Genomic DNA, 26,418 nt, shown 5'->3' with positions numbered 1-26,418 from the left:
GAAACTGATCGACGGCCGAACCGGAGCGCCGCCGATGACCGGCAGGGAGGATAATCGATGAGTGAGACGAACCCCGACGTCGATCCAGGGTGGAGTGCACAGCGGAAGCAACTCCAGGAGTTCGCGTCGTCGATCCTCGACTCCTACGAGCGGATGCCGATGGAAAATCGGAAGTACGCGCTCACAGTCCTGGCGCCGACGGTACTCCTGTTCGTCCTCGGCGTCGCCGGGGCCGTCTTCCTCCCGCTGCCGATCCTGGTCCGGATCCCGATCTTCCTCCTCGGCGCGCTAATGCTGGTTGCGGGCGCTCTCTATCCCCGCTTGCTCGTCGAACAGCAGCGACGCGGCCTGGAGAACCAACTGCACCTCGTCATCACGCACCTGACGGTGCTTTCGACGACGAATATCGACCGTGTTGCGGTCTTCCGGCAGCTTGGGAAAGAAGAAGAGTACGGCGAGCTCGCAGTCGAAATGCGGCGGATCACGGAGCTGGTCGACACGTGGAATCAGTCGCTCGATGACGCGCTGCGTCGGCGTGCACGTGCCGTTCCCTCGAAGGAACTCGGTGATTTCCTCGACCGATTGGCGTACTCGCTGAACGCCGGCCAAAGCCTCGATGACTTCCTGCTCGGCGAGCAGCAGACGATGATCGAAAAGTACGTCACGGTCTACGAGGGTGCGCTCGGCAACCTAGAAGTGATGAAGGACCTCTATCTCTCGATGATTCTCTCGATGACGTTCGCCATCATCAACGCGATCGTCTTGCCGATTCTCACCGGCACCGACGCGACGATGACCATCGCGGCCGTTATCGTGCTGTTCGTCTTCGTCCAGTTGGGGTTCTACTTCGTCATCAGGACGATATCGCCGCACGACCCACTGTGGTATCAGCAGGACGAGTACCGCACGAAGATGGACCGGCAAATCGACATCGCACTTTACGGATCGGTCGCGCTAAGTCTCGTGTTCATTGGTATTCTGGGACTCGGCGTCGCCGGGTGGACGTCGATCGGACAATCGATCCAGTACGTGATGCTCGATATTCCGATTCCAGTGATGATGGCGGCACCCTTGACGCCGCTCGCGATTCCGGGGCTCGTTGCTCGGCACCACGAGAACAGCGTCAAGGAACGCGATAACGAATTCCCGGGATTCATCCGGGCGCTCGGCGCCTCCGAGAGCGCGAAGCAATCGACCACGCGCGCGGTGTTGGAAACGCTCCGCGAGAAGGACTTCGGCGTGCTCTCCCGAGAGATCGATCGGCTCTACACGCGATTGAATATGCGCGTCGCACCGGATCGCTCGTGGTTCTTCTTCACCGCGGAGACAAGTTCGTACCTCATCCAGAAGTTCTCGGAGATGTACCTCGTCGGGCGACAGATGGGTGGAACACCGAAACAGCTCGGCGAACTCATCTCACAGAATATGAACGAAGTGATCAAGCTCCGTCAGCAGCGCGACCAGGCGACCGTGACGCTCATCGGCGTTCTCTACGGGATCACCGCCTCCGCGGCGTTCGCGTTCTTCATCGGCCTGGAAGTCGTCGAGATCCTCGCGACGTTCTCCTCGGATCTGAACCTCGCGCAGTTCGAGTTCGGGAAGATCATCTACGCGGGCGTCTACGACATCCCGGTGATCGAGTACCTGCTGTCGCTCATTATCCTGTTCAACGGCGTCCTCTCGGCGCTGATGATCCGGATGGTCGACGGCGGGCACAAGGTGAACGCCTACCTCCACTTCGTCGTTCTCGTCTGGATCGGCAGTGGCAGCGCGGTGCTGACCTCGTGGCTCGCTGGAGGGCTGATCAGCGTATGACGGCCACAGGTTCCGACCGTGATGGCGGCGATCGCGACGCCTCCGAGTCACACTCTGAACACGGCGAAGCAGCCGAACAACGCTCGGAACTCCTCGAAGCGTATCGGGAGGAATCCGGCAGCGGCTCGGACTCGAAGTCGAAGTCGGGCTCGAAGTCGAAGTCGGGCTCAAAGTCGAAATCTCGTAAGGCACAGAGCGGCGAGTCGATCATCGTCGACTTCGTCGCGAACTTCGTCGCCGGCGGCGACGCCGCGTTCGATCCGGTGAAAGGTCGCGTGCTGATGAGCGAGCGACGGCTCGTCCTCGCGACCTCGGACACGAAGACGATGATTCCGATCACCTCGATATTCGACATCGCAGTCGGGCAGGTGCCGCCCGAAGTCGAGGAGTTCTTCGATTACACCGTGATGGTCGGGTACGTCGACGGCGACTATCGACGGACGACCGTCATTGGCGGCGACCGAGAGACGATCGAGAAGTTCTCGCTCTTGCTCTTCCGGGCGACGCTCAACGGATCGACGGCGCTCGTGAAGCACCCGGCAAAGATCGGTGGTCGCGTGATGGATACGCCGAAGCGAAAGACTGGGCTCAATCTCGATTACGAGTCGGTGTCGTTCCCCGGCAGCGACGTCCAATCCGATGAAGACGGGCCGTTCTCGATCGACCTCGCGTCGGTCGTCTTCTTCGAGGTGATAGAGCAGACGGCCGACGACGGCGATTCCATCCTCGTCCTCTCAGTGCAACACGTCGAGAACGGCCAGACGGTCACCTCCGAGATCTCGATGCGGTCGAGACGGAAGATGAACATCCTCGGCCGCTACCTGCGGCTGATCTACCACTGGATCAAGAGCGACGTCCGCGACGTCGAGGTGGCCGAGACAGAACTGGAAGTGCTCGTTGGGCTGTACTCGACCGCCGAAGACATCGATCTCGCATCGTTACTCGACATCGGCGACGCCGAACTCGAAGCCCGACTGGAGTCACTCCACGAAGACGACCTCATCACTGACGAGGAGCCACCGGTCGATCTCACGCCACAGGGTCGGTTTATCGTCAACGAGGAGTTCGAAGACATCAACGTGTGAGCGCGCGAGACAGGCCAGCCGTTCGTACCCGGCAAGCGCGGCGCGCGGCGGGAGACGCCAACCGGGAAGGAGACGGACGCCACGCGGCGCCACTACCGCATCTCTTCTAGGGGGACGAACGCGTCCGCATCGGCGGACAGCCAGGCGTCGACGTGTTCACAGCAACTCTCCCGACGCGGGTAGATCGTACAGCGGTCCGGCCGTTCCTCGTAGCGGACGACGACACTTCGGAGTTCGAACAGTCGATGCGACGCATCGTCGGTGCGTTCGGCTCTCGGCTCTGGAGCGCGGTTTTCGGGATCGCCGGGCAAGTCGGACATCTCAGTCCACACTCGGAGTATCGCTACGGACGTACTAAACCACTACTGTTGGCAGGCAAGTTCCGCCGGGTAACACGGAGTCAAGTGTGCCCGAGTGCCAAGCACTCGAAGAGATGGTAGACCCGACCTCCGATCTCGGAGAGGACATCGACGAATCTAACGCACCCGCGTGTGCGACCTGCGGAGAGAAGATCGTGCAGTCGCCGACCCACCGCGTCGTTACGTGGATCGAGGACGGCCAGGTGCAAGAGCGACACTTCTGTTCTGACGAGTGTAAGGCCGCCTACGACGAATAGCGACTTCTCTCTCAGTCCCCTTCGAGCGACGACCAGAACCGGTCGACGCCGTAGCCGAGCATATCCGGACTGACCGGACCGAACTCCTCGCGTTCGGTCTCGGGGAGGTACTCCCGGACGCTGTCCCAGGACTCGCGGGCGTAGCGGGCGTCCACGAGCGCACGGATCCCGACCTCGTCGGGCCCGCGAATGACGCGTCCGATCGCTTGCCGCGCTTTTCGCACGGCCGGTACGGTGAGCGCCGTCTCGAATCCGCTCCGGCCCCCTTTGCCCGTGGACCCGAACCGACGGTCGTACGCCGTCTTCACCGCCCGGGTCCGCGGACTCGACGTATCGATGATCGGCACGCCGCAGACGACCGCCGCGGCGAGGCGGTCGCCCCGGTAGTCGACGCCCTCGGTGAGCGTCCCGCGGAGGCTCGTGACGAGGACTTTCGAGTCCCCGCCGAAGAACTCCGTCTTGAGGGCCTCGGTCGCGTCGTCGTCGGACGCTTCGTCGAGGAGCACCGGGCGGTCGAGTCGCTCCGAGAGGGCCTCGGCCATCCACGCGGCCTCTGCGTAGTTCGGCATCCCGACGAGGACGTTCCCCGGTGAGCGCGCGATCTCACAGACGGCATCGACGTGGGCGCGTCGGGTCGGGTTCAGTTCGCCTCGCGGGCCGCGGTTCTCGTGGGTGAACTTCGGCACGTCGACGGCGAAGGACGCGCGGTTCGCCGCGGGGAACGAGAGCCCGTAGGTCCGTTCCTCGATCGGCCGGCCGTCGTCCGCGAGCGCGTCCAGCCCTGTTACTTCCCGAAAGACAGCCATCGGTTCGAGCGTCGCCGACATCAGGACGCCGCCGCCGAACTCGCCGAGCCGCTCTGCAATCGCCTCGCCGGGGACGCAGTTGTGCAGCGAGATGCGGGCGTTGTAGGCGCGTCGCCAGGTGTTCTGGCGGGCGGTCTCGTCCCAGGTGCGTTCGAGTTCGAGTTCTCTGAAGTACGCGACGTGGTCGGTCCGAGTCCAGTTCGCGAGCGTTCGCCCGACGGCGGGGGCGGCCCGCCGGACGTCGTCGTCTTCGGCCTCGTTCAGGATGCGAGCGACGATGGCGCCGACCGACTCCGCGCGGAGCCAGGTCGCTTCGTCGTAGCCGGCGTCGTCGGCCCACTCCGTGAGTTCGTCGACGCCGGGATCTTCGGGGTCGCGGAGCGGGATCTCGTCGTCGTCGAGGCGCGTGAGGTCCGCGCGCCAGTCCGGCAGCGTCCGGTCCAGGTGGGCGTTCACGCGGCGGTCGATCTCCGAGCGGAGATCCGAGACGAACTCGCGGGTCTCGCGCACTTCGCGGAGAGTCACGTCCGCGTCGGCGAGTTCGCCGCGGACGAGGTCGGCGTCGGCGCTTCCGGCGTCGCCATCTGCACTTGATTTTCCCGCGTCCTCGAACTCGATTGGCTGGATCACCCGCGTCAGTTCGTTCTCGGCGTCGCGAAGCGTCGATTCGGCGACGCCGTCGCTCACCAGATCGCGAACGCGCGGTTCGAGCATATGCGCCTCGTCGCAGACGACGAAGGTCTCCTCGTCGACGAGCGCGCCCGTGAACGAGCCGACCGTCGTGGGGTCGAACGCGTGGTAGTAGTTACCGAGGACGACTTCCGCGTGCGGGAGGACCGCGCCCATCACCGAGTGGGGACAGGTGCCGTAGCCCGCGCTCAGGCGAACGAGTTCCTCGGTGTCGATGTGTCCGCGGTCAGTCAGATCGAACGGGACCGCCTCGATCGGATCGCCGTCTTCGGGGACGTCGTCGAGGAACGTCGCGTAGAACGGACAGTACTCCGTGTCGCCGTACTCGGCGGTCTCGGGGAGATACGGCGTCGGTTCGCCGGCGGTCGAGAGGTACTCCGGTCCCTGCGTCGATCCGGAGTCGAGCAGCCCGGTCTGCGTCTGGCGGGCCTCCGAAACGAGTGTCCCCGTCGAGGTCTCGCCGCCGTCACCGACGAGGTTTCGTGTTCGTTCGCGGAGGCCCTCACACCGATCGTAGACCGTCTCGTCGTCGACGCCAGCGACGCCTTCGCGGCTGTACGGGCAGACGTCGGCCTTCCCGACGAGCGTCAGTCCCGACACGGGCGACCACTCGTCGGGGAGGTTCCCGTTGATCGTTTCGAGGTCGGCCTCGAACTGGCGCAGTTGCTGCTTGACGCTCGTCAGGACGAGCACGCGCTCGTAGTCCGACTCGGGGTCGCGGACGCGGTCGATGCCCGCCGTAAGCGCGAGCATCGTCTTTCCTGTTCCGCACGCCCCTTCGACGACGAGAAAACCGTTCTCCTCGGCGACTTCGACGGCGGCGTCGATGCCGTCGGCTTGCTCGGAATACGGGTCGTCGTGGCCGAAGACCGCCTGCCAACTCACGTGCTGCAGTGGCTGCGCCGCGCTCATATTGGTGTCGGTGAGTGGCCGCGGCTCGGTATTTGAACGCTCGGCCGAGACGAAACGGCGAGCGACGGAGACAGAGACTGCTGTCGGCCGCCCCCGTAGCTATTCGAACGTGTGATCGATGTCTGCCGAGTCGCCGACGCAGACGACCAACGAGTCGCGGGCCGGCGCGTACACCTTCATCTCGCGTCCTTTTACGGAGTAGCGGGTTTCGACGACGCGGACGAGCTCTGCGTCGCGGAGATTGTCGAGGTGGTGCCGAACGTTCTGCAGCGAGGTTTCGACGTCGTCTGCGAGTTCGGAGGCGGTGGCAGGGTTCTCTTGGAGAGCCGCAAGTGTCGAGCGGGCAGTGTCGGATGCGAGACAGTTTATGAGTTGGGCGGCGTCGTCGTCGTCGAGCGGAAGCACGCGGAGGGTGCCATCGTCCCCATCAGGAGGACGAGTCTCTGTCTCTGACGGCAGGAGCCCCGACATACCACTGTATTCCACGTACGTCTGCCTAAACGTTTCGGATATCCGACACACATCACGTCACGCGTGACCGGAGCGGTCACGCTTCGCCGGGGACGGCCAGTACCGAGGCCAGCGTCGGGCGCGCTACGGCATCCCTCGCATTTTAGGACGGGTCGGACCGAACTGCGGAGTATGATAACGAGCGAGCGAATGGCCGCGGTGGATCGCAACGCCGAGGCGCTCGGCGTCCCGCGGAAGCAGTTGATGGAGTCGAGCGGCAACGCCGTCGCCCGTACGGTACGCCGCCTGGCTGACCCCGAAGACGCGGTCGCGATCGTGGCCGGCCGCGGGAACAACGGCGGCGACGCACTCGTCGCCGCCCGCTTTCTCGACGCCTACGACGTCACCGTCCACCTCCTCGGTCGGCCGGAGACGATCACCACCGATCTGGCCCGGGAAAACTGGGAGGCCCTGCGTGCCGCGGAGTACGACGCGCGGACGGTCACAGATTCCGTCGACCTCGATTTCGATCTCGGCGACCCGGACGTGATCGTCGACGCGATGCTCGGCACGGGCGTGACGGGGGCGCTGCGCGAACCCGCGGCGACGGCCGCCCGGCAGATCAACCGCCTCGGCGCGACGGTCCTCTCGGTCGATGTCCCCTCCGGGGTCGACGCCGACACCGGCGAAGCCGCGGGCGTCGCCGTCGACGCCGACCACGTGGTGACGTTCCACGACGAGAAGCCGGGACTGACGTCGCTCGACGCCGACGTCACAATCGAAGACATCGGGATCCCGTCGGCAGCGGAACTGTTCACCGGACCGGGCGACCTCCAGCAGCTCGGGCGTCCAGCCCAGAGCCACAAGGGCGACTTCGGCGAGGTACTGGTCGTCGGCGGCGGTCCGTACACCGGCGCGCCCGCACTCGCCGCACAGGCGGCACTCCGAGCCGGCGCGGACCTCGTCCGCGTCGCCTGCCCCGCGTCGGTCGCGCGCGAGATCCAGGGTTACAGCGAGAACCTCATCCTCCGTCCCTACGACGGTGACCACCTGGAGCCGGCACACGTGGGCGAAATTCTGACGCTCGCGGCCGAGCACGACGTCGCCGTCTTCGGTCCCGGTCTCGGGAGCCACGAGGAGACGCTCGCGGCCGTCCGCGACCTGCTCGAACGCTACGACGGCACCGCCGTCGTCGACGCCGACGCGCTCCAAGTCGTCCCGACGGTCGACACCGAGGCGACCCTGATCTGCACGCCCCACCAGGGCGAGTTGCAGGCGATGGGCGGCGAGACCGACACTGACTGGCGGGCGCGCGCGGAACTGGTCGCGGGGTTCGCCGAAGACGTCGGTCACGTGCTGCTCGTGAAGGGTGCCTACGACGTGGTCACCGACGGCGACGAGACGCGCGTCAACCGCACCGGGAACCCGGGGATGACCGTCGGCGGTACCGGCGACGTTCTCGCGGGTGCGACCGGCGCACTGGCCTGCGTGCTCACACCACTGGAGGCGGCCGCCGTCGCCGCCTACGGGAACGGACGCGCCGGCGACGCAGCCGTCGACGAGAACGGGTACGGCCTCCTGGCGACGGATCTGATCGATCGACTGCCCGCGGCGCTTCGGGAGGGAGACGAATGACCGACGCAGAGCGCGAGGCCGACCGGGGGGACGACGGTGACGCTCGATCTGACGGGAGCGACGCGGAGCTCACACACGTCGACGAGACGGGCGACGTCCAGATGGTCGACGTCGGCGCGAAGCCCGATACACAACGGAGAGCCGTCGCGGCCGGAACGATTCACCTCACCGAGTCGACGATCGGCGCGATCCGCGACGACGAGATCGGCAAGGGCGACGTGCTCGCGACCGCGCGCATCGGCGCGGTCCAGGCGGTGAAACACACCTGGGAGACGATCCCGATGTGCCATCAGATCCCGATCACGAACGTCGACACCGACTTCGACGTCCGGGACGACCACGTGACGCTCACCGTGACCGTCGAGACGACCGGGAAGACCGGCTGTGAGATGGAAGCTCTCGAAGGCGTCACGACCGGGCTGAACGTCGTCTGGGATATGGTCAAAGCCGCCGAGAAGACGGCCGACGGTCAGTATCCCGACACGCGAATCACCGACGTCGAAGTCCTGACCAAAGAGAAGCAGCGGGTCGACGACGCCTAGTCGAACCGCGTCGTCGATTCGGACATCGAGCCCAGTGGCCCCCAGATCCTACCGCCCGTCGACGCTCGCTTCGGACTCGGCGGATTCGGGTTCCGCGTTGGAGGCTGGAACGCGGACGTCTGCCGCTTTCGATCGCGCTTTCTCGACGATGGCGGGGCGCGCGGAGAACTCGACGAGGACCTCCTCGCCGGTGTACTCCTCGCGCTCGACGTGGCCGTGGTCGTAGAGCCACGAGACGAGGCTCATCGCATCGTCCGACATCGGCAAGAGCAGTCGCTCCTCGCGCCACTCGGGCAGTTCCGCTTCAATTCTGGCGGTCAGTTCGTCGATGTTCTCGCCGGTGAGTCCCGAGACGACGACCGGATTCGGCGCGAGGGCGTCGAGCGCCGCGCGCTTCTCCGCGAGTTCGTCGTCGTCGACGCGGTCGATCTTGTTGAGGACCGTGACGATGGGCGCTTCGTTCCGCTCGTAGAGCGTGTCGTGACTGGTGATGAGCTTCTCGCGCATCTCCTCGATCGATTCGGAGGCGTCGACGACGAGCAACACGAGGTCGGCGCGGTAGACCGAATCCAGCGTCGACTCGAAGGACTCGACGAGCCAGTGCGGAAGATTCGAGATGAACCCGACGGTGTCGGTCAAGAGAACGTCTCTCGTCCCCGTGTCGGCCCGGCGCGTCGTCGTGCCGAGCGTCGTGAACAGGCGGTCTTCCGATTCCGCAGTCGGGTCGAGATCCGGGTGGAGCCCCTCGTTCTCGCCCACGTCGAGGTCGTCCGCGAGCCGGCGCATCAGCGTCGACTTGCCGGCGTTCGTGTAGCCAGCGAGCGCGACGAGATCGAAGCCGGACTCCCGGCGCTGTTCGCGACGCGTCTCCTCTTTGTCGGCGATGGCGTCGAGTTCCTGCTTGATACGGGAGATCTGCGCTTTGATGTCCTGCTCGCGGCTCTCGTCGTACTCGCCGAGGCCCATAAATCCGGGGCGCTCGTCGCGCTTTGCCAGCGACGCTTTCGCCTCCGCGCGCGGGAGTTCGTAGCGCAGTTCCGCGAGTTCGACTTGCAACTGCGCCTTGCGGGTGTTGGCCCGCTGGCCGAAAATCTCGAGGATGAGCGTGAAGCGGTCGATCACTTCGACGCCCTCCGGAAGCTTCCCGCCGATGTTGTACGTCTGGTACGGCCCCAAGCGGTTGTCGACGATGACCGCCTGGGCGTTCGTCTCGCGGACGAGCGCGGCGAGTTCCTCGACTTTCCCCTCGCCGAAGTGGTAGGCGGCGTCCTCCTCGCGCGACTGCGAGAGTTGGCCGACGACGTCGTAGCCGGCCGCGCGAGCCAGGTCCGTGATCTCGCTCAAGTCGGCAGTGTCGCCGCCGTCGACCCGTTTCGCGACGACGACGGGGCTGTCTTCGCTCATCGTTTCACCGCAGCAGCGGCGGTCTCGGGGTGATTCACCTGCACTGTCTACGCGGAGGTAGGCGGTCGAAGCACTTGAACGCTACCCGAATTCCAGCGCCGATCCGAGCGTGCCGTTCCCGAGAGAGAACCGTGACCTCATCTGTGACCTGCCGTGATTCGAAGTAACACGGTGTCGTTGCGTAATATCTCCCTATATTCCTAATATTATAGAATCTAAAACGATTGTATTACTCTATTTTGTAGATAAGTATAAACAGCTCCAGGCCTGAGTGAAGATATCTCTATGAGATATGGAATTCGTTCCCGATTTCTACCACCTGAGGTGGTGCTGTTCGTCACACTTGCGACCGTCTGGGGGCTCTCTTTCGTCGCCATCGAGGCCGGACTCGCCCACGTCCCGCCGCTGTTCTTCGCGGCCGTCCGCTACGCGCTGGCTGGCGTCCTCGTCCTCGGCTACGCCGCGGTCACGACGGACCGCCTCCGACCGCGCGGTCGCACCGAGTGGCTGAACGTCGCCGTCGTCGGCACCTTCCTCGTCGGTGGCTACCACGCACTGCTCTACGTCGGACAACTGTCCGTCCCCGGCCCCGTTGCCGCCGTCGTCGTGAGTCTCTCACCGGTCCTGACAGCGGTCTTCGCTGCGATGCTCCTCGACGACTCACTCGACGCGGTCTCCGCCGGCGGCTTCGTCGTCGGGCTCCTCGGCGTCGCCATCGTCGCCGACCTCGACCCGTCGAACCTGTTCGCGTCGGACATCCTCGGTGTCGGCCTCCTGCTCGTCGGTGCCGCGACGTTCGCGCTCGGCTCTGTGCTCTCGACTCCGCTTCGGACGACGCTCGCAGACGTCTCGATGCAGGGCTGGGCGATGCTCCTCGGGGCCGGCGTGCTCTTCGCCGGATCGCTCGCGCGCGGCGAAGCCGTCGCGACCGTCGAGTGGACGACGACAGCGCTCGCGTCACTCGCGTATCTGACCGTTGCCTCCGGTGTGATCGGCTTTCTCGTCTACTTCGCGCTCCACGAGCGGGTCGGCCCCGCCGAGAGCAACCTCGTCGGCTACTTCCAGCCGATCGTCGCCGCGCTCGGCGGCTGGCTCCTGCTCGGGCAGACGGTGAGCCAGACGACTGTCCTCGGCTTCCTCGGCATCTTCACTGGGTTCGTCCTCGTCCAGCACGAACTCGTCCGCGAGCAGTTCGGCGGCGTGCTGGTCCCCCGACAGCGGGTCGCCCGAAGCCGGGTGTTCCCGCGGCGGCAGGTCGTTCACTGGTCGAGTCTGGAGTACCGAATCTATCGGCGCCTGCGGCGGGCGCGTATTCGCGTGTGTGACCTCTCCCCTGGTCGAGCCATCTGTGAGAACCAGTCCTCACCCGCGACGGGCTACGGTCACGACGCCGACTGACGAGACGACTGACTCGTCTCTCCATCGAAGTACTCGCAACAAGCCGCCCGCTCGCGCGTCCGCAGGATGTGAGAGGTCCGAGAGACCGCGTTACTCCTCGACGAAGTCGGGCTCGATCCGCTTTTCGTCGTACTCGGATTCGAGGTGCGCGCGGAACGTCTCGACCTCGACGTCCTGTCGCTCCTGCTCTTTCCGGTCGCGCACCGAAATCGTCCCGTTCTCCTCCTCGTCGTCGCCGACGACGATCATATACGGCACGCGGTCCTCCTGTGCTTCGCGGATCTTGCGGCCGAGCGTCCACGAGCGGTCCTCGACCGAGACTCGGAAGTCGCCCAACTCGTTCTTCACGCGGTGGGCGTACCCGAGCTGGTCGTCGCTGATCGGGAGGATGCGGACCTGCTCGGGCGCGAGCCAGAACGGGAACTTGCCGTCGAAGTGCTCGATGAGCACCATAAAGAAGCGCTCGTAGGAGCCATACAGCGCGCGATGGATCATCACCGGACGGTGCTCTTCGTTGTCCTCGCCCGTGTAGGAGAGCTCGAAGCGCTCGGGCATATTGAAGTCGAGTTGGACGGTCGGACCGTCCCACTTTCGCCCGAGCGCGTCCTCGAAGGCGAAGTCGATTTTTGGCCCATAGAAGGCACCGTCGCCGGGTTCGAGGTCGTAGTCGATGCCCTGGTTTTCGAGCACCGAACGGAGCTGTGACTCCGCTTGCTCCCAGATCTCGTCGCCGCCGACGGACTTCTCCGGGCGGGTCGCGAGCGCGACGTGGGCGTCGAGGTCGAAGGTGTCGAGCACCTCGTAGATGGCATCCATCACCTGATTGACCTCTCCTTCGATCTGTTCGGGACGGCAGAACAGGTGGCCGTCGTCGATGGTGAACGACCAGACGCGCGAGAGCCCCGAGAGCTCCCCGCGCTGCTCTTTCCGGTAGACTTTGCCGTCCTCGAAGTAGCGGACCGGGAGGTCGCGGTAGGACCAGGACTTCTGGTCGAAGATGGTCGCGTGGCCCGGGCAGTTCATCGGCTTCAGGCCGTATTCCTCGTCGTTGACGTCCATCAGGAACATATCGTCGACGTAGTTGTCGTAGTGGCCCGACTTCTTCCACAGTTCCGTCCGGAACAGATGGGGCGTCTCGACGGGGTCGTAGCCGGCGTCGAGGTTGAGCGAGCGGGCGTAGTCGGCGAGTTCGTCGAGGATCTTCTTCCCGTTGGGGTGATACAGCGGCAGGCCGGGACCCGTGACCTCCGGGATGGAGAACAGATCGAGTTCCTGTCCGAGCTTTCGGTGGTCGCGCTCTTGGGCCTCTTCGCGAAGGGTGAGGTAGTCTTCGAGGTCGGATTCGGACTCGAAGGCCGTCCCGTAGACGCGCGTCAGCGTGTCGTTGTCCTCGTCGCCGCGCCAGTACGCCGACGAGATGTTGAGAAGCGTCACTGCACCGATCTCACCCGTGGACTCGACGTGGGGACCCTTACAGAGGTCCTCGAAGTCACCCTGGACGTAGAAGGAGATGGGATCCTCGCCGGCGGCCTCGTCCTGGAGAATCTCCTGTTTGTATGGGTTGTCGTCGTAGGTGTCGAGTGCCTCCTCGCGCGGCCGGAGTTCACGCTCGATCGGGAGGTCCTCTTCGATGATGGCCTCCATCTCGGCTTCGATCGCTTCGAGGTCGTCCTGATCGAGGTCGACGTTCGCGACGTCGTAGTAGAAGCCCTCGTCGGTCGGCGGCCCGATGGCGAGTTTCGCTTCGGGGTGGAGCCGCTGGAGCGCCTGGGCGAAGACGTGCGCGGCCGAGTGGCGCAGCACGCGGAGATACTCGTCGCTCTGGTCGGTGACGATGACTATCTCGGCACCGTCGTGGACGGGTGCCGCCTTGTCGACGAGTTCCCCGTCGACGACGCCCGCGACGGTGTCGCGGCCGAGTCCGGGTCCGATCTCGTAGGCGACGTCCTCGACCGTCGCGTCCTCCGAAACAGAGAGTTCAGAGCCGTCGGGGAGGCTGACAACGATTTCGCTCATACGCGTTGGGAGTGCGAGCGTACGAATAAGTGTTTTCGAGTCGCCGAACGGGCTGGTACGTCAGCGCTGGGCGCACGCTCGGTACCGACATCGGTCCGCGGTCAGCAGATGGCGTAGTAGGGATAGAGTTCCCCCTCGTCTGTGATCTCCACGTAGGCGTTCCCGTAGCACGCGCTCGTCTCGATCGTGACGCTCTCTGTCGTGTTACGCGCGGTCGCGACGATACGGAACGGTTCGATCCCCGTCGGCTCAGCCGCCGAAAGGTTGTAGACGTCGCGTTCTGCGCCCGGTTCGAGAGTGTAGGTCGCCTCGTGAACCGTCTCGTTGGTCGTCTCGCGGACGACGCGCACGTGGATCTCGACGCTCCGGTTCCAGGCGTTCTCCAGTCGCACCTCCTTGTTCGGATCCGGCTGCTCCGAGGCGTGAGCCGTTCCGGCCGGCGTCGACTCCGGCGGCGACGTCGAGGTCGAGGGAGCGTCGCCGTTCGGGACGCCGAGACAGCCGGCGGAGAGCAGTGCGACGGCGACCACCACGGAGGCGGCTCGTGTGAGGTCCATCACGTGGGAGCACGGCACCGGGTAGAAAGGGCCTTGTGGAGGATCAAAGGAGTGTTTGAGGGGTCAGAGAGAGCACAGCGAGCTCGCCGCGATACCCGACGCGACACACGCTATGTGTACTCCGCTTTCACTTCGTCGGCGTAGGCGTCCGCCAGCCGGGTCGGCTCGGGGAGTTTGTAGCCGTCGCAGAGCCGCTCGACGAGGTCGGTCGCTGTCCCGACGCCCACGCGATGTCCCGGACTGACGTACAGCGGATTGATGATCGGCCGCGACGCGTACTGCCGGGACTGGAACGCGTGGCCGATCTGCTCTCCGCGTGCTGCGTTCTCGACGTCCGCGTCGGCCCGGATCGGCGTCCGCCACCCCTCCGGGCGGCCGTCGACGTCGTCGTCGGGAGTGCCACAGAGCAGGCCCTTCGCGACGCCGACGCTCGGGCGGTCGAGCAACACGCCGAGGTGCGTCGCCAGTCCCGCCTGTCGGTAGTGGATGCGGCCGCTGCCGTCGAAGACGACGAGGTCGGGGTCACACGCCAGCTCCGCGAATGCGGCGAGAATCGGCCCACCCTCCCGGAAGGCGAGTAATCCAGGAATGTAGGGGATCGCCAGGTCGGTCACGGCGTGCGCGCGCTCGACGACCGTCTCCCCCCGGCGGACGACCACGACGCTCACGGCGTGGTCGTCGAGGAACGCCTGATCGACCCCGGCGACGAGCGGACGGTCGTCGGGAGCGGCCGCTGCATCGAGGGTGTGGTCGGCCCGCAGCGACAGGGCTGTTGGATCGAAATCGAACGCATCCTCCCACGTCGCCGCCGCGGCGACGTCGAGTTGCAGCGACTCCATCTCCGCGCGCGTCAACGCGGGGTCGGGGACGAACTCAGGACGAACCGGCCGCATCGGTTCAGGGGCGTCGGCCCGGACCGCCGGGGCCGCCGGGACCGCCCATTCCGCCGCCGCCGCGACCGAACTGCAGGGAGTTCGGGACGCCGACCCGGTCCTTCACGCGGACGCCGTAGGCGAGCCCGACGAGCAGGCCGGCGAGGTGTGCCAGGTGGGCGACGTTGCCGCCGACGAGGCCGCTGCCGGCGGCACCGAAGCCGGCGACGATGCTGAACGCGGCGAAGCCGAACGTGAGCACCCACAGCGGCATCGGGATGATGAAGTAGAGATACACCTTCAGGTTCGGGTTCAGGACGGTGAGCACGCCGAGTACGCCCATAATCGCCCCGGACGCGCCGACGACGCCCGCGCCGAAGGGGCCGACCGTCAGCAGCGTCGAGAAGACCTGCGCGAGCCCGGCGATGATGCCGGCCCCGAAGAAGAGCGCGGCGAAGCGCTTCGTGGAGAGATAGCGCTCGACGACCGGGCCGAAGAAGTACAGCGCGATGCTGTTGAAGGCGATGTGCGTGAAGCCGCCGTGGGCGAAGATCGAGGTGAGCCACGTCCAGACGTACTCGATGTGCCCGGGCGAGAGCACGAACGCGGCCTGCCAGAGCGAACTCCGCGGGGACGCGCCGAGCAGGAAGGGGAAGATGAAGTACTGCAGCGCGAACGTGATCCACATCACGCCGAGGAAGACGTAGCTCATATTTCCACGGAAGTACCCGAGCGGGCCGCCAGTGCCGAGCAGTCGGTCGGCGAAGCCACTCGACCGGGACGTACTGCCGCGGTTCTGGACTGAGTCGTCGAACCCGCTGTCGAAGACGCCCGAGGGGTCGTTCCAGTCGCTGAGACCCGGGCAGTCGTGGTTCTCCGGGAGTCGGTGTTCAGCACAGAACGTGTTCCCGCACCGTCGACACTGGTACGGCAGGTTCTCGTGCTTCCCGCACTCGTCGCAGGTAGCCATCACTCACCGTAGTCGCGGCGCAAGTAAAAGCGGTTCCCCTCGGTGGAGTCGCGTGCGGTGCGAGGCTGGCGAACGGGCCGGCCGCGTCCACCGGCGTCTTGCGACGATTGCGCGGGGCACCGTTCGGCGAGGGGCCGCTCGCCGCTCCGGGAACGTCGCGGACGACCCGAACTCGGGAAGGGCTCAGGCGGCCTCGACGTCGATCTCTACGGCCCCGTCGGTGTGATCCGATCCGTCCGGACGGCCCCCACCCGACCCGTCGGGGCTGGCGTCGTTCTCCCGGGTGTCGACGCCGGCGACGTCGTAGGCCGGACAGTACCCCGTCGCACCCGTCGCGAGCATCGTCCCGCCAGCGCCGAGCGCGGCCGCCCGCCGGACCGGGCCGCGCGTCGTGAGGGCCGCACCGAGTAGCGTCGCTCCTGCAGCGATGCGTGCGCGTCGATCCATTCGGCCGACGTTTTGCTCCATACTGAGACTACGAACTGAGCAGTCTTGTATTTTTCACCCAAGACGTTCGGCGTTTCGCGGTCACGGCCGCTCGTCGGCGCAGCGATCCGGGCGTCGAACGTGGCTCGAAGAAGGCGTCGTTACGCCGCGTTCTCGGTCGTCTCTTCCGCTCCGCTCTCGTTGGTCGGAGCCTCGTCTGCGTCGCGCTCCTGCCGGTGGTTGGTGGGAACGACCGTCGGGTGGGCGACGCCGAGGCGCGGGTTCTTGGCAGCCATCACAGATAGTACTTCAGCCCCTACGGGCAAAAGATTACCCATACGCATAACGCATCGGGGCGCACAGCGACCATTACTGGGAGGTATCCGGGTAGCGTGAACCGCTGCTAATAAGGGCGTTACGGCGCGAAAAACGGAACGGGGTCGCTTACGCGAAGTTCTCTTCGTAGAGATCCATCGCGTGCTCGACGGCGTCCTTCGCGGCGGCGGCGTCTTCCCAGCCGAGCGTCTCCGTCTGTTTGCCCTCTTCGAGGTTCTTGTAGGTCTCGAAGAACTCGGCAATCTCGGCTTTCTGCTGGTCGGTGAGGTCCTCGACGTCCTGTACGTTGTCGTAGCGCGGATCCTCGTCGGGGACGGCGATCACCTTGTCGTCTTTCTCGCCGTCGTCGTCCATCCGCATCAGCGCGACCGGGCGGGCCTCGATGATGCACCCGGGGAACGTCTGATCCTCGACGAGCACGAGGATGTCGAAGGGGTCCTCGTCGTCGTAGTACGTCTGCGGGAGGAACCCGTAGTCCGAGGGGTAGTGAACGTTCGAGTGGAGCACGCGGTCGAGGACGACGCCGGGAACGTCCTTGTCGTACTCGTATTTGTTCCGTTCGCCCTTTAGACACTCGACGACGGCGTAGACGACGTCCGGCGCGTCCGGACCGGTCTCGATGTCTTCCCAGAGGTTCGTCATACCTGTGCTGTCTCCGAACGAGCAAAAAGTCCTTTCGCATCGTCGGTACGCAACCGGTAGCACCACACGTGTCAGCGTGTAACGCGGTATATGCGACCGATTTGATGATCGGGGAAGATTCGTCCAAGAATACCCAGATGGGCCCATCACTAGACATTTCCGGACCGATATCGGTGGGGGAAGAAACACAGATCGCCCGATTGTGACCGCCAAGAACCGGCTAGAGGCCGATTTGGTTTTAATGTGAAGATTAGTTGAGAAGCGTTAAATATCCCGGACCCATTTCAACTGGTATGTCAGAGGCACAAACAGTTACTGACACGGAACGTGTGGTACGCGACCTTACGGCATTCCAGCAGAATATCCTCGTCATCCTCGCCGAGGAGCCGATGTACGGCCTCGCGATCAAACGCGAACTCGAGACGTACTACGGCACCGAAGTGAACCACGGCCGGCTCTACCCCAACCTCGACGACCTCGTCGAGATGGGACTCGTCGAAAAGAGCGAACTCGACAAGCGGACGAACCAGTACGAGCTTACCGAACAGGGCCACGACGCGCTCCTCGATCAGTTCGACTGGATGTTCGCGAAGTTCGTCACCGGCGACGAACGCGCCGCAGAACTCACCGACCTCGTCGAAGCGTACCGATAGACCGGACACCGTATAGCAGTTGCAACTGACTGCGCACCCGATCACACGCTGTCGTGCGATCGAGTGAGTGAGGACGTGCAACTGCTACGATAGTTCAGGCTCCGGGCACTCCGTCGTCGACCACCTCGGCAACGAGCTCGACGCTATCGACGACGATGGATTCCTGTTCTTTCGATGGCCACGCGTTGCGCGGGTAGTACTCCGTGAGGAACTCCTCGCGCTCCTCGGGCGTGGCGTCCGCGACCGTCTTGAGGTAGTGGTTTCCCATAAAGTCCGCAAACGCGCGGACGTTGCCGGCGTGGGCGGGACCGTACTCGTTCTCGATCGCGTCGACGATCGCCTGGTTCTCGTCTTCGATATGTTCCCACTCCGCGCCGTGGTCGGGGCCCGACAGCGACACCTCCACCGCGCGGTCGGTATCCTCGATGCGATCGAACTGGACCGTACCGTCGTCGACCCACTCCTCGGGGTAGAGCACGAGCGTGTCGTCCTCCTCGCGGATGCGTGCGGTGAAGTCGTGCTCGTCGACGAGTTCGTCGCGACGCTCCTGGTACGCCTCCGCGGCGTCGGCGGCGGCGGCCTCGCTTTCCAGCCGCGTCAGCCGCTCGGCTTCGTCTATCACGTCTTCGGGTATCTCGGGATCGTCAGCCGCATCGTCACTTCCGGTCGGCCGGCGTCCGTCGGCCGGCTCTGGGACGTCTGCCGCCTCGCGCTCCCGTCGATCGAACGTCTCACTGTGGTCTTCAGCCATCGTCGAGCGCCTCGTTCGCTAGTGAGTCGGCGCGTCCGTTTACCGCTCTCGGTACGTGTTCGAGCGACCACCGATCGAACGCATCGAGCAGTTCGAGCACGCGGACCCGTCGCTCCCGCAGTTCCGGGTTGTTCGTGTCGTACTCGCCTTTCACCTGGCGGACGATCAGCTGGGAGTCTCCGCGAACGTCGACCTCGTCGAAGCCATAGTCGCGAGCGACTTCCAGTGCGCGTGCGAGCGCCTCGTACTCCGCGCGGTTGTTCGTCGTCTCGCCGATGCGTTCGCTCCCCTCGTCGACGATCCCGTCGCTCGTGACGATGACCCAGCCGATCGCCGCGGGGCCGGGGTTGCCGCGGCTCGCGCCGTCGAAGTACACGTGCGCGCGTCCGCCGCCGTCCGACCGGAGGACCGCGAGCAGATCTGTCGGCTGCGATCCCTGTACGACCACCTTGTCGTCGTAGGCGACGGCGGTCGCCCCGCCGCGTTCGGCACGCCACCGCTCGTAGTCGGTGTTACCCGCTCGAACTTCGACGCCCGCGGCTTCGAGTCGATCGCGGGCGACGTCGGGATCGCACTCCACACTCGGCATACCGGAGAGAGTCAGAGCGCGGGAAAGAACCGTTCGGTCTCTCCTCGCTCTCCGAGGGCGTCGTCAGCCCGCGGATCGAATCCGCACACGTCGTCGCCGCCGCCGACCGTACGACTCGTGCGACGGAGCACCCCGAACCAGCCGAGGGTTTAACTGTATCGAGATAGCGAATATAAAAATGCGATGACACGGCCCACCCGCCAGCGGGAACAGGACGTCGAGAGGACGCGATGGCAGGGCGAGCGTGAAGACGAGGCGGACGGAGCGGAAGACGACATCGACTTCGAAGATATGGACGAGGAAGACCTCGTCCGTACGGGTGATGGAGAACTCATCCACGAACCGACGGGTATCGTCGTCGAGGAAGAGCAGATCGATCCCGGACCGGAGTGGCGGGCGTTCAACCACTCAGAGCGCCAGGAGAAGTCCCGCGTGGGCGCGCCCACGACACAGACGATGCACGACAAGGGGCTGACGACGACGATCGACTGGAAGGACAAAGACGCCTACGGGCGCTCGATCTCCTCGCGCAAGCGCTCACAGATGCACCGATTGCGCAAGTGGCAAGAGCGCATCCGGACGAAGGACGCGGGCGAGCGCAACCTCCAGTTCGCGCTCTCGGAGATCGACCGGATGGCGTCGGCGCTGGGCGTACCACGATCGGTACGGGAGGTCGCGTCGGTCATCTATCGACGCGCGCTCAACGAGGACCTCATCCGCGGCCGCTCCATCGAAGGCGTCGCCACCTCAGCCCTCTATGCGGCGTGCCGCAAGGAGGGAATCCCCCGGTCCTTAGAGGAGATTTCTGAGGTCTCGCGCGTCGATCGAAAGGAGATCGGCCGGACGTATCGCTACATCTCCCAGGAGCTCGGCCTGGAGATGAAGCCGGTCGATCCGAAGAAGTACGTCCCACGGTTCTGTTCGGAACTCGATCTCTCGAAGGAGGTCCAATCGAAGGCCGACGAGATCATCGAGACGACCGCAGAGAAGGGATTGCTCTCCGGGAAGTCGCCGACGGGCTTCGCGGCCGCGGCGATCTACGCGGCGTCGCTGCTCTGCAACGAGAAGAAGACCCAGCGCGAGGTCGCCGACGTCGCGCAGGTGACGGAAGTCACCATCCGGAATCGCTACCAAGAGCAGATCGAAGCGATGGGCATCCACAGTTAGAGCCACGCCGGCGTCGGTCGCGAGTCTCGGAGGGCGCCGAACTCCCCACTCACCGTTTCGTACTGTCGGTCACTCGTCCGCCGAGTCGCCGCTGTCGCGATCGCGGGCGACTCGGCCCTCGACATCCGAACGTACCTCCTCCAGCCACAGGGAGACGACCGTCTCGGAGAGAAACGTCGACCTCGCGTCGCGGCACATCCGAGAGACGCTCTCACGTCGCGGCACATCCGGGAGCGCCCTCCCCACGGAGCGCCACGTCAGCTGTGCCGTGTCGCCAGAAGCGGTGCGATAGCGAACAGTCGGCACGCTGCAGTGCCGAACGACCGCTGCCCGGCGCGGGATGGACATCACGTCACACGACCGCTGGCCGCTCGTTCGTACATAAACCCACGCACCGAGCCGCGGGTCAGTCGGCGAGACGCCGAAGGTTCATATCCGTCCCCGCCGCACACCCACACGATGAATCTGGACGAGTACGTCGACGTCGAGCGGAACGAGCGCGCGGAGCGTCGGCGACTCGCCGAGGAGAAGTCCTACGACATCCTCGACCACCTGGAGACGTTTCAGGATCGCTTCGAGGAGACTGTTCAGGGCGACTCGCTGTACGGCGGCGTCTCGCCGTCGATCTTCGTCGGCACCTCCAACTATCCGCGCGTCTCGACGGGCCTTCTCTCGCCCGTCGGTCACGACGAAAACGCCGAGCAGTTCGAGACCTCCGGGGCGTGGTACGACGAAGGCGTCTCGATCTCCGACGTCTTCGCGCGGCGCACGTCACTTCTCAACTCCAATCGCTCACAGACGGTGACGAACGTCGCGGACTCGTGGAACGGCTTTCTCGGCACCCAGCGCGAAGTGGCGATCGCCGACCGTCCCGTGACGGTCGAGATCGGCCTCGACGAACGCCCGGACGTCGACTTAGACGTCGGCGTCGAAGACGTCGCCACGCCGGTCGGACCGCGCGCTCGGGCCCGCTCTGCGGAGTTGGCGGAGAACCCCCACGTGCCGCGTCCCGTCGAGAAGACGCTCGAAGACGACGACTGGAACGCCGAGGGCGCGATGAACTACCTCTATCGCCGCGGCTTCGACGTCTACGACATCAACACGATTCTCTCTGCGGGCGCGCTCGGACAGACCGACCAGCGGCGACTCGTGCCCACGCGCTGGTCGATCACCGCCGTCGACGACACCGTCGGCCAGTACCTCAGAGGGCGGATCCGGACGAATCCTGGGATCGACGCCGTCGAAGTCCACCGCAACGAGTTCCTCGGAAACGCCTTCTGGGTGATCCTCGCACCGGGCAAGTGGGAGTACGAACTCGTCGAGTTGAAAGCACCCGGGAGCGTCTGGAATCCCGACCCCGAAGCCGGGATGTACCTCGCCGCGGACAGCGAGGGCTCGGAGGGTCGCACAGGCTACGTCGACGAGACCGCCGGCGCGTATCACGCCGCACGGCTGGCCGTCCTCGAACACCTCGAAGACCGTGGCCGGCAGGCGAAAGCGCTCGTCCTCCGGCACGTCTCCGACGACTACTGGGGGCCGGTCGGCGTCTGGCAGGTTCGCGAGACCGTCCGGGACGCGTTCGAGGACGAACACGGCACCGCCGAAACGTTCGGCGACGCAGTCCGTGGCGTCACGAAGCACCTCCCCGTGTCGCTGTCGACGCTCCGGCGAAAATCGACGATGGCGGCCGGACTCCAGCGGACGCTCGGGGACTTCGGATGAGCGCGGAGAAAACCCAGCAATCGTGGGGAAATCGACCCGCCGCGGTGGCGTGACCGGCGGTACTACTTTAACGATTCGCCGAGAGGTACCACCGGAGGTCTACACGGTGGAAATCTCAGATAAACTCCTGTGTCTGTTCAACGCGGACGTTCGCGCCGAAGAGGACCGCTACGTCGTCGAAGTACCGAAGCGCGAGGTCGAAACCGGGTCGATAGAACCCGGTGAGGCCTACCGCGTCGCTCTCATCTCTCGAGCCGTCGAGTCTTCCTCGGAACCGTCCGAGTCCGAACGACCGTCCTCGGAGCCACAGCCGCCGGTCGAACCCGGCGAACTGCGCTACGTCGAGATCGAGGACATCGGCAAGCAAGGCGACGGCATCGCCCGCGTCGAACGCGGCTACGTGATCATCGTCCCCGACACGGAGGTGGGCGACCGAGTGAAGATCGAGGTCACCGAAGTGAAATCGAACTTCGCCGTCGGCGAAGTGATCGAAGAAGAGATCTAATCCTATCGTCAGTCCGCGCTCGGTCGTTCGTCAGTCGGGTAGCTCCCGGTGAACGTCGAGAAGTCGATTTCTGGACTCGGCACGGCCGCCGCAGAGTCGTACGGGCGATTGATGACGATATCGCCCGCTGTCCGGTCGCCGATGCCAGGAATCGCCGTGAGTTCGTCCATCGTGGCCGCGTTGGGGTCCAGCGGGTACGGTACGCCGGTCACCGACCGATAGCCGTGGTCGACGACCGCGACGTCGATCGTCGCCCCGAGGTCGCGCTCGCCCGGGATGCCGACCAAGAGCGGATACGTCCCGAGCTGCCGGCCGAACGTCCGACCGTCCTGGTGATATTCGAGGTGGACGTCCGGCAGCACGGTTCCGATCGGTGCGAGCCGTCGCAGCATCGGCCGGTCGATCTCCTCGCGGATGTCGCGTTTGTACTGTTTGAACCGCTTTTTGTGTTCCTTCGCGATGTCGGCTCCTTCGTTGGCCATCTCGGTGCCCTCGAAGGCCATCACCTGCCGGATGTTGATCCGCCGGACCATCAGCCCCGCGTCGTAGACGCGCTGGAGGAACTGTTTGTTGTGCTCGAAGGTCTCCGCGCGTTCGCCTTTCAGCCCGTGCAGGAGGTTGATCCCGGGCAGGAGTTTCGGGAGGCGGTTCGCGGCGCCGTCGCCGTGCGTCGGCGCGTCGGCGGGGTCGTCGCCGGGACGCCAGCCCGCCTCCTCGTTGACGATCTCGATCGCCCGGAAGCACTCGTCGGCGGTGACGTTGAGCTGATTTTGCTCCTGTACTACGGGATCTGCCGATTCAAGTCCGAAGGCCGCGGTGTCGCCGGGCGTGTTGTGTTCGGCGATGATCCGAATGCCCTCTCTGGCTTTCTCGGGCCACTTCACCACCGTGATCGGGTTCATATTGTCGAGGTGAAGCGTCCCGAGGTCGGGCGCGACCTCCCGGATCCCGCCGTAGAGCCGGCGCAGGGCGTCCGGATTGGGTGCTTCGCCGTCGCCGCCGTACGCGAGGATGTCGGCCTGTCGGCCGAGCCGGAGGTGTCGCACGCCCCGCTCGTAGAGGTTCTCGACCTCGCGGACGACCGACTCGGGCGTCCGGAACGCGGGGTTGCCGTACATCGGCTCCGTGCAGAACGAACATCGGTAGGCGCACCCGCGCGAGGTCTCCAGTTCGGCGATGAGGTACTCGGGGTGGTTCGGATGCTGTTCGACGACGAACGCGCCCTGCGCCGCCCAGCGGTCCAGTTCGTCGTTGTCGCGGTAGCGGTTCTCGAAGCCCTCCAGTCCGCTGTCGACGAGGTCGTACGCCGCGGCCTCGACGTCGCCCATCGCGAGGAAGTCGTAGTCGAGGTCCTGCCGCTGCATCTCCTGTGCGCCGGCGTTCTCCTCCCCGACGCCGAAGCGGATCGGCCCGCCCATCACGGAGACGCCCTCCGCGGCCCAGGCGAGTTCGCGCACTTCGTCGGGTTCGGCGGGCGTCCCGCCGACGTACTTGCCGGGGACGGTCATCCCGCCGAGGTAGACGAACAGGTCGGCGTCGGCGACGTCGGCCCACTTCGCCCGGTCCTCGCGGAGTTCGTCGATCGTGTGGTACGTGACGTTCGCCTCGGGGACGCCGGCGTCGACGATCGCACCGGCCGTGAACCGCGGATACGTCGAGATGTACGGCGGCACGCCGAAGTGCGCCGGCTCGTCGACGTAGCCGTCGACGAGCGTCACGGAGAGGTCGGCCGGGTCAGTCATACGAGTGCAAAGACGGCCGAGCGGTAAAACGCTCACCTTCTCGGACGAACCCGAGGGGCGGCCGCGATGCGCTGGCGCGCCGCAACCGCAAGAGAGGTTAGCTCGCGGGTCGGTTCGAGATGTATGAGCGAGGACGCCGGACCGAACTCACACGCCGACGGAACGGGCAGTCGTGCGGACTCGTCAGACTCCTCGGACGCTGTCGTGACGCTCCGTTCCGCGCGCCCGGAAGACGCCGCCGCCGTCCGCGACATCTACGCGCCGTTCGTCCGCGACTCCCCGGCGACGTTCCGAACCGACGTGCCGACAACGGCCGAACTCGCCGAGAAGATCCGCGCGAAGCGCGCGGTCGACGAGTATCCGTGGTACGTCGCCGTCAGCGACGCGGTGGGGCGCGACCACGAGATCGTCGGCTACGCCTACGCCAGCCAACTCCGCGAGCGTGCGGCGTACCGCTGGACCGTCGAGACGTCGATCTACGTCGATCCCGAGACACATCGATCCGGCGTGGGAACGCGACTGTACGACCGCCTGCTCGACACGCTCCGCCGGCAGGGGTACTGCTCGGCGTACGCCGCGCTGGGAATGCCGAACCCCGAGAGCGAGCGCTTTCACGAACGGCACGGCTTCGAGCGCGTCGGACAGTTCCCCGCTGCCGGTTTCAAACTGGGCGAGTGGCACGACGTCGTCTGGTATCACCGCCGGCTCCGAGATCCGGACGGCGACCCGGACGAACCGCGCCCGGTCTCGGCCGTCGAGCACGGGACTGACGAACGCTGACGCGCGGCGCGGAAACCGCACTGCGGCAATCCTCCGCAGAGTCGCCACGTTCAAGCGCACCGACCGAGTTGAGCCGACAACGATGACACGAAGCGTCTGGCTCAAGGCCGACGACAGCGTCGGCGACTGGGAGACACGCAAACGACGGATCACGGCAGGGCTCGAAGCCGGGGTCGACTGGGTACTCGTCGACGAGGACGACGTCGAGCGCGTCCGCTCGCTCGGCGACGTCTCCGTGGCGGCGTTCCGGACGGACTCGGATACGACGCTCATCGACGACGTCGAGGAGGGTGACGAGGACGCCGCGAGCATCGACGCCGCGAGCGAGGCCGACGCGTACATCGTCGGCAAGAACGGCGAGGGCGACGGCACCGTCGACCTCCCCGGCGACTTCTCCGGGTCGGCCGATCTCACGACGCTCCGCCGCGAAGACAACCGAGCGCAGGGCTCCTACGTCCGGATCCTCTCGAAGGACTACGAGAGCTTCGCCGAGGAGGCAGCCAAAGACGCTGACTACACCATCGTCGTCGGCGAGGACTGGACGATCATCCCGCTGGAGAACCTCATCGCGCGGATCGGCGAGGAGACCGACCTGATCGCCGGTGTCACGACCGCCGAAGAGGCCAAGACGGCCTTCGAGACGCTCGAACTCGGGGCCGACGGCGTACTTCTCGACTCCGACGATCCCGACGAGATCCGCCAGACGGTCGAGGTGCGCGACGAGGCCGAGCGCGAGACGCTCGACCTCCAGTGGGCCACCGTCACGGCCGTCGAACGGACCGGGATGGCCGACCGCGTCTGCGTCGATACGGGCAATCTGATGGAACACGACGAGGGGATGCTCGTCGGCAGTATGGGCCGCGGACTGTTCTTCGTCCACGCCGAGACCGCCGAATCGCCGTACGTCGCGTCCCGGCCGTTCCGCGTCAACGCCGGCGCGGTCCACGCCTACGTCCGGACGCCAGACGGCGGCACGAAGTACCTCTCGGAACTCAAGAGCGGCGACGAGGTGCAAGTCGTCGACGCCGACGGCAAGACGCGCGAGGCCGTCGTCGGCCGCGTGAAGATCGAGAAGCGCCCGATGTTCCGCATCGAGGCCGAGATCGACGGCGACCGCGTGGAGACGCTGCTGCAGAACGCCGAGACGATCAAGGTCCACACCCGCGAGGGACGCACGGCCGTCACGGACCTGGAAGCCGGAGACGACGTCCTGCTTTTCTACGAGCAGACCGCGCGACACTTCGGCGAAGCCGTCGAAGAGAGCATCATCGAGAAGTAGGCGTCTGTAGTAGCGTTTGCAACTGATTACAGCCCCGATCGCACGACTGGTGCGATTG

At 65.5% G+C, this 26,418-nt stretch carries 27 protein-coding genes; 12 read left to right on the top strand and 15 right to left on the bottom strand.

Going from position 1 to position 26,418, the window contains the following annotated elements; genetic code table 11:
- Positions 1 to 153: 153 nt before the first annotated feature.
- Entirely contained in the window at positions 154 to 1,815 is a 1,662-nt protein-coding gene (gene flaJ, locus D3D02_RS00995; RefSeq protein ID WP_394337703.1) for an archaellar assembly protein FlaJ, read from the top strand.
- Positions 1,812 to 2,900 (top strand): CheF family chemotaxis protein, encoded by a 1,089-nt coding sequence (locus D3D02_RS00990; protein ID WP_121568126.1) that lies wholly within the window; start codon positions 1,812 to 1,814, stop codon positions 2,898 to 2,900. Before flaJ ends, D3D02_RS00990 begins: the two co-directional genes overlap by 4 nt.
- A 92-nt stretch (positions 2,901 to 2,992) precedes the next feature.
- On the opposite strand, the gene D3D02_RS00985 is transcribed toward D3D02_RS00990, so the two are convergent.
- Positions 2,993 to 3,220 carry a hypothetical protein gene (locus D3D02_RS00985; RefSeq protein ID WP_121568125.1) on the bottom strand — a complete coding sequence of 76 codons (228 nt, stop codon included), beginning with the start codon at positions 3,218 to 3,220 and terminating at the stop codon, positions 2,993 to 2,995.
- A 113-nt stretch (positions 3,221 to 3,333) separates the two neighbouring features.
- Between D3D02_RS00985 and D3D02_RS00980 the strand changes: the two genes are divergently transcribed.
- A complete protein-coding gene (locus tag D3D02_RS00980) occupies positions 3,334 to 3,516 on the top strand; it encodes a hypothetical protein (protein ID WP_121568124.1) in 183 nt (60 codons plus the stop codon).
- A gap of 11 nt (positions 3,517 to 3,527) precedes the next feature.
- On the opposite strand, the gene D3D02_RS00975 is transcribed toward D3D02_RS00980, so the two are convergent.
- Positions 3,528 to 5,924, bottom strand: a complete 2,397-nt coding sequence (locus D3D02_RS00975; protein ID WP_121568123.1) for an ATP-dependent DNA helicase — start codon at positions 5,922 to 5,924, stop codon at positions 3,528 to 3,530.
- Positions 5,925 to 6,023: 99 nt separating this feature from the next.
- Positions 6,024 to 6,395, bottom strand: coding sequence for a winged helix-turn-helix domain-containing protein (locus D3D02_RS00970; protein ID WP_121568122.1), 372 nt, complete (start codon positions 6,393 to 6,395; stop codon positions 6,024 to 6,026).
- 171 nt (positions 6,396 to 6,566) lie between these two features.
- Between D3D02_RS00970 and D3D02_RS00965 the strand changes: the two genes are divergently transcribed.
- Both D3D02_RS00965 and moaC read left to right on the top strand, forming a co-directional pair.
- Positions 6,567 to 8,009: an NAD(P)H-hydrate dehydratase gene (locus tag D3D02_RS00965; protein ID WP_121568121.1), complete on the top strand. Its 1,443-nt coding sequence runs from the start codon at positions 6,567 to 6,569 to the stop codon at positions 8,007 to 8,009.
- Positions 8,006 to 8,551 carry a cyclic pyranopterin monophosphate synthase MoaC gene (gene moaC, locus D3D02_RS00960; protein ID WP_121568120.1) on the top strand — a complete coding sequence of 182 codons (546 nt, stop codon included), beginning with the start codon at positions 8,006 to 8,008 and terminating at the stop codon, positions 8,549 to 8,551. Before D3D02_RS00965 ends, moaC begins: the two co-directional genes overlap by 4 nt.
- Positions 8,552 to 8,599: 48 nt before the next feature.
- Here moaC and hflX read toward each other — a convergent pair whose 3' ends face one another.
- Complete coding sequence (gene hflX, locus D3D02_RS00955; protein ID WP_121568119.1) at positions 8,600 to 9,955, bottom strand: GTPase HflX; 1,356 nt, start codon at positions 9,953 to 9,955, stop codon at positions 8,600 to 8,602.
- Between the two features lie 327 nt (positions 9,956 to 10,282).
- Here hflX and D3D02_RS00950 point away from each other — a divergent pair, with 327 nt between their 5' ends.
- Complete coding sequence (locus D3D02_RS00950) at positions 10,283 to 11,353, top strand: EamA family transporter (RefSeq protein ID WP_342764599.1); 1,071 nt, start codon at positions 10,283 to 10,285, stop codon at positions 11,351 to 11,353.
- A gap of 90 nt (positions 11,354 to 11,443) precedes the next feature.
- Here the strand turns inward: D3D02_RS00950 and thrS are convergent, their stop codons facing one another.
- The 7 genes from thrS to D3D02_RS00920 form a co-directional block, all read right to left on the bottom strand.
- On the bottom strand, positions 11,444 to 13,369 hold the full coding sequence (gene thrS / locus D3D02_RS00945; RefSeq protein ID WP_121568117.1) for a threonine--tRNA ligase: 1,926 nt from the start codon (positions 13,367 to 13,369) through the stop codon (positions 11,444 to 11,446).
- Between the two features lie 101 nt (positions 13,370 to 13,470).
- Positions 13,471 to 13,926 (bottom strand): hypothetical protein, encoded by a 456-nt coding sequence (locus D3D02_RS00940; RefSeq protein ID WP_121568116.1) that lies wholly within the window; start codon positions 13,924 to 13,926, stop codon positions 13,471 to 13,473.
- Between the two features lie 110 nt (positions 13,927 to 14,036).
- Positions 14,037 to 14,819 (bottom strand): endonuclease V, encoded by a 783-nt coding sequence (locus tag D3D02_RS00935; RefSeq protein ID WP_121568115.1) that lies wholly within the window; start codon positions 14,817 to 14,819, stop codon positions 14,037 to 14,039.
- A gap of 4 nt (positions 14,820 to 14,823) precedes the next feature.
- Positions 14,824 to 15,768: a rhomboid family intramembrane serine protease gene (locus D3D02_RS00930; protein WP_121568114.1), complete on the bottom strand. Its 945-nt coding sequence runs from the start codon at positions 15,766 to 15,768 to the stop codon at positions 14,824 to 14,826.
- A 183-nt stretch (positions 15,769 to 15,951) separates the two neighbouring features.
- Entirely contained in the window at positions 15,952 to 16,236 is a 285-nt protein-coding gene (locus D3D02_RS00925; protein ID WP_121568113.1) for a DUF2892 domain-containing protein, read from the bottom strand.
- 119 nt (positions 16,237 to 16,355) lie between these two features.
- The gene (locus D3D02_RS21440; protein ID WP_255410138.1) at positions 16,356 to 16,490 is read right to left on the bottom strand and encodes a hypothetical protein; all 135 of its coding nucleotides are present in this window, start codon (positions 16,488 to 16,490) and stop codon (positions 16,356 to 16,358) included.
- A gap of 148 nt (positions 16,491 to 16,638) precedes the next feature.
- On the bottom strand, positions 16,639 to 17,172 hold the full coding sequence (locus tag D3D02_RS00920) for an inorganic diphosphatase (RefSeq protein ID WP_121568112.1): 534 nt from the start codon (positions 17,170 to 17,172) through the stop codon (positions 16,639 to 16,641).
- A gap of 293 nt (positions 17,173 to 17,465) precedes the next feature.
- On the opposite strand from D3D02_RS00920, the gene D3D02_RS00915 reads away from it, so the two are divergent.
- Positions 17,466 to 17,825 carry a PadR family transcriptional regulator gene (locus tag D3D02_RS00915; protein ID WP_121568111.1) on the top strand — a complete coding sequence of 120 codons (360 nt, stop codon included), beginning with the start codon at positions 17,466 to 17,468 and terminating at the stop codon, positions 17,823 to 17,825.
- Positions 17,826 to 17,919: 94 nt separating this feature from the next.
- On the opposite strand, the gene D3D02_RS00910 is transcribed toward D3D02_RS00915, so the two are convergent.
- Together D3D02_RS00910 and rnhA are read right to left on the bottom strand one after the other, a co-directional pair.
- A complete protein-coding gene (locus D3D02_RS00910; protein ID WP_121568110.1) occupies positions 17,920 to 18,576 on the bottom strand; it encodes a rnhA operon protein in 657 nt (218 codons plus the stop codon).
- Positions 18,569 to 19,165, bottom strand: a complete 597-nt coding sequence (rnhA, locus tag D3D02_RS00905; protein WP_121568109.1) for a ribonuclease HI — start codon at positions 19,163 to 19,165, stop codon at positions 18,569 to 18,571. Before rnhA ends, D3D02_RS00910 begins: the two co-directional genes overlap by 8 nt.
- Positions 19,166 to 19,456: 291 nt before the next feature.
- Here rnhA and D3D02_RS00900 point away from each other — a divergent pair, with 291 nt between their 5' ends.
- Positions 19,457 to 20,332: a transcription initiation factor IIB family protein gene (locus D3D02_RS00900; RefSeq protein WP_394337702.1), complete on the top strand. Its 876-nt coding sequence runs from the start codon at positions 19,457 to 19,459 to the stop codon at positions 20,330 to 20,332.
- A gap of 69 nt (positions 20,333 to 20,401) precedes the next feature.
- Here D3D02_RS00900 and D3D02_RS20550 read toward each other — a convergent pair whose 3' ends face one another.
- A complete protein-coding gene (locus D3D02_RS20550; RefSeq protein ID WP_158599308.1) occupies positions 20,402 to 20,557 on the bottom strand; it encodes a hypothetical protein in 156 nt (51 codons plus the stop codon).
- 234 nt (positions 20,558 to 20,791) lie between these two features.
- Here D3D02_RS20550 and nreA point away from each other — a divergent pair, with 234 nt between their 5' ends.
- Both nreA and D3D02_RS00890 read left to right on the top strand, forming a co-directional pair.
- The gene (gene nreA, locus D3D02_RS00895; RefSeq protein WP_121568107.1) at positions 20,792 to 22,054 is read left to right on the top strand and encodes a DNA repair protein NreA; all 1,263 of its coding nucleotides are present in this window, start codon (positions 20,792 to 20,794) and stop codon (positions 22,052 to 22,054) included.
- A gap of 106 nt (positions 22,055 to 22,160) precedes the next feature.
- Positions 22,161 to 22,559: a TRAM domain-containing protein gene (locus D3D02_RS00890; RefSeq protein WP_121568106.1), complete on the top strand. Its 399-nt coding sequence runs from the start codon at positions 22,161 to 22,163 to the stop codon at positions 22,557 to 22,559.
- A gap of 8 nt (positions 22,560 to 22,567) precedes the next feature.
- On the opposite strand, the gene D3D02_RS00885 is transcribed toward D3D02_RS00890, so the two are convergent.
- On the bottom strand, positions 22,568 to 24,301 hold the full coding sequence (locus D3D02_RS00885; protein ID WP_121568105.1) for a radical SAM protein: 1,734 nt from the start codon (positions 24,299 to 24,301) through the stop codon (positions 22,568 to 22,570).
- A 123-nt stretch (positions 24,302 to 24,424) separates the two neighbouring features.
- Here D3D02_RS00885 and D3D02_RS00880 point away from each other — a divergent pair, with 123 nt between their 5' ends.
- On the top strand, positions 24,425 to 25,081 hold the full coding sequence (locus D3D02_RS00880; protein ID WP_121568104.1) for a GNAT family N-acetyltransferase: 657 nt from the start codon (positions 24,425 to 24,427) through the stop codon (positions 25,079 to 25,081).
- An 82-nt stretch (positions 25,082 to 25,163) separates the two neighbouring features.
- Positions 25,164 to 26,360 carry a 3-dehydroquinate synthase II gene (locus D3D02_RS00875; protein WP_121568103.1) on the top strand — a complete coding sequence of 399 codons (1,197 nt, stop codon included), beginning with the start codon at positions 25,164 to 25,166 and terminating at the stop codon, positions 26,358 to 26,360.
- Positions 26,361 to 26,418: the final 58 nt, after the last annotated feature.

The organism is Halobellus sp. Atlit-38R (assembly GCF_003665925.1).
Lineage (GTDB): Archaea > Halobacteriota > Halobacteria > Halobacteriales > Haloferacaceae > Haloquadratum > Haloquadratum inordinatus.
Note: the sequence above shows the minus strand (reverse complement) of the source record. Positions and strands in the feature narration are given on the sequence as shown.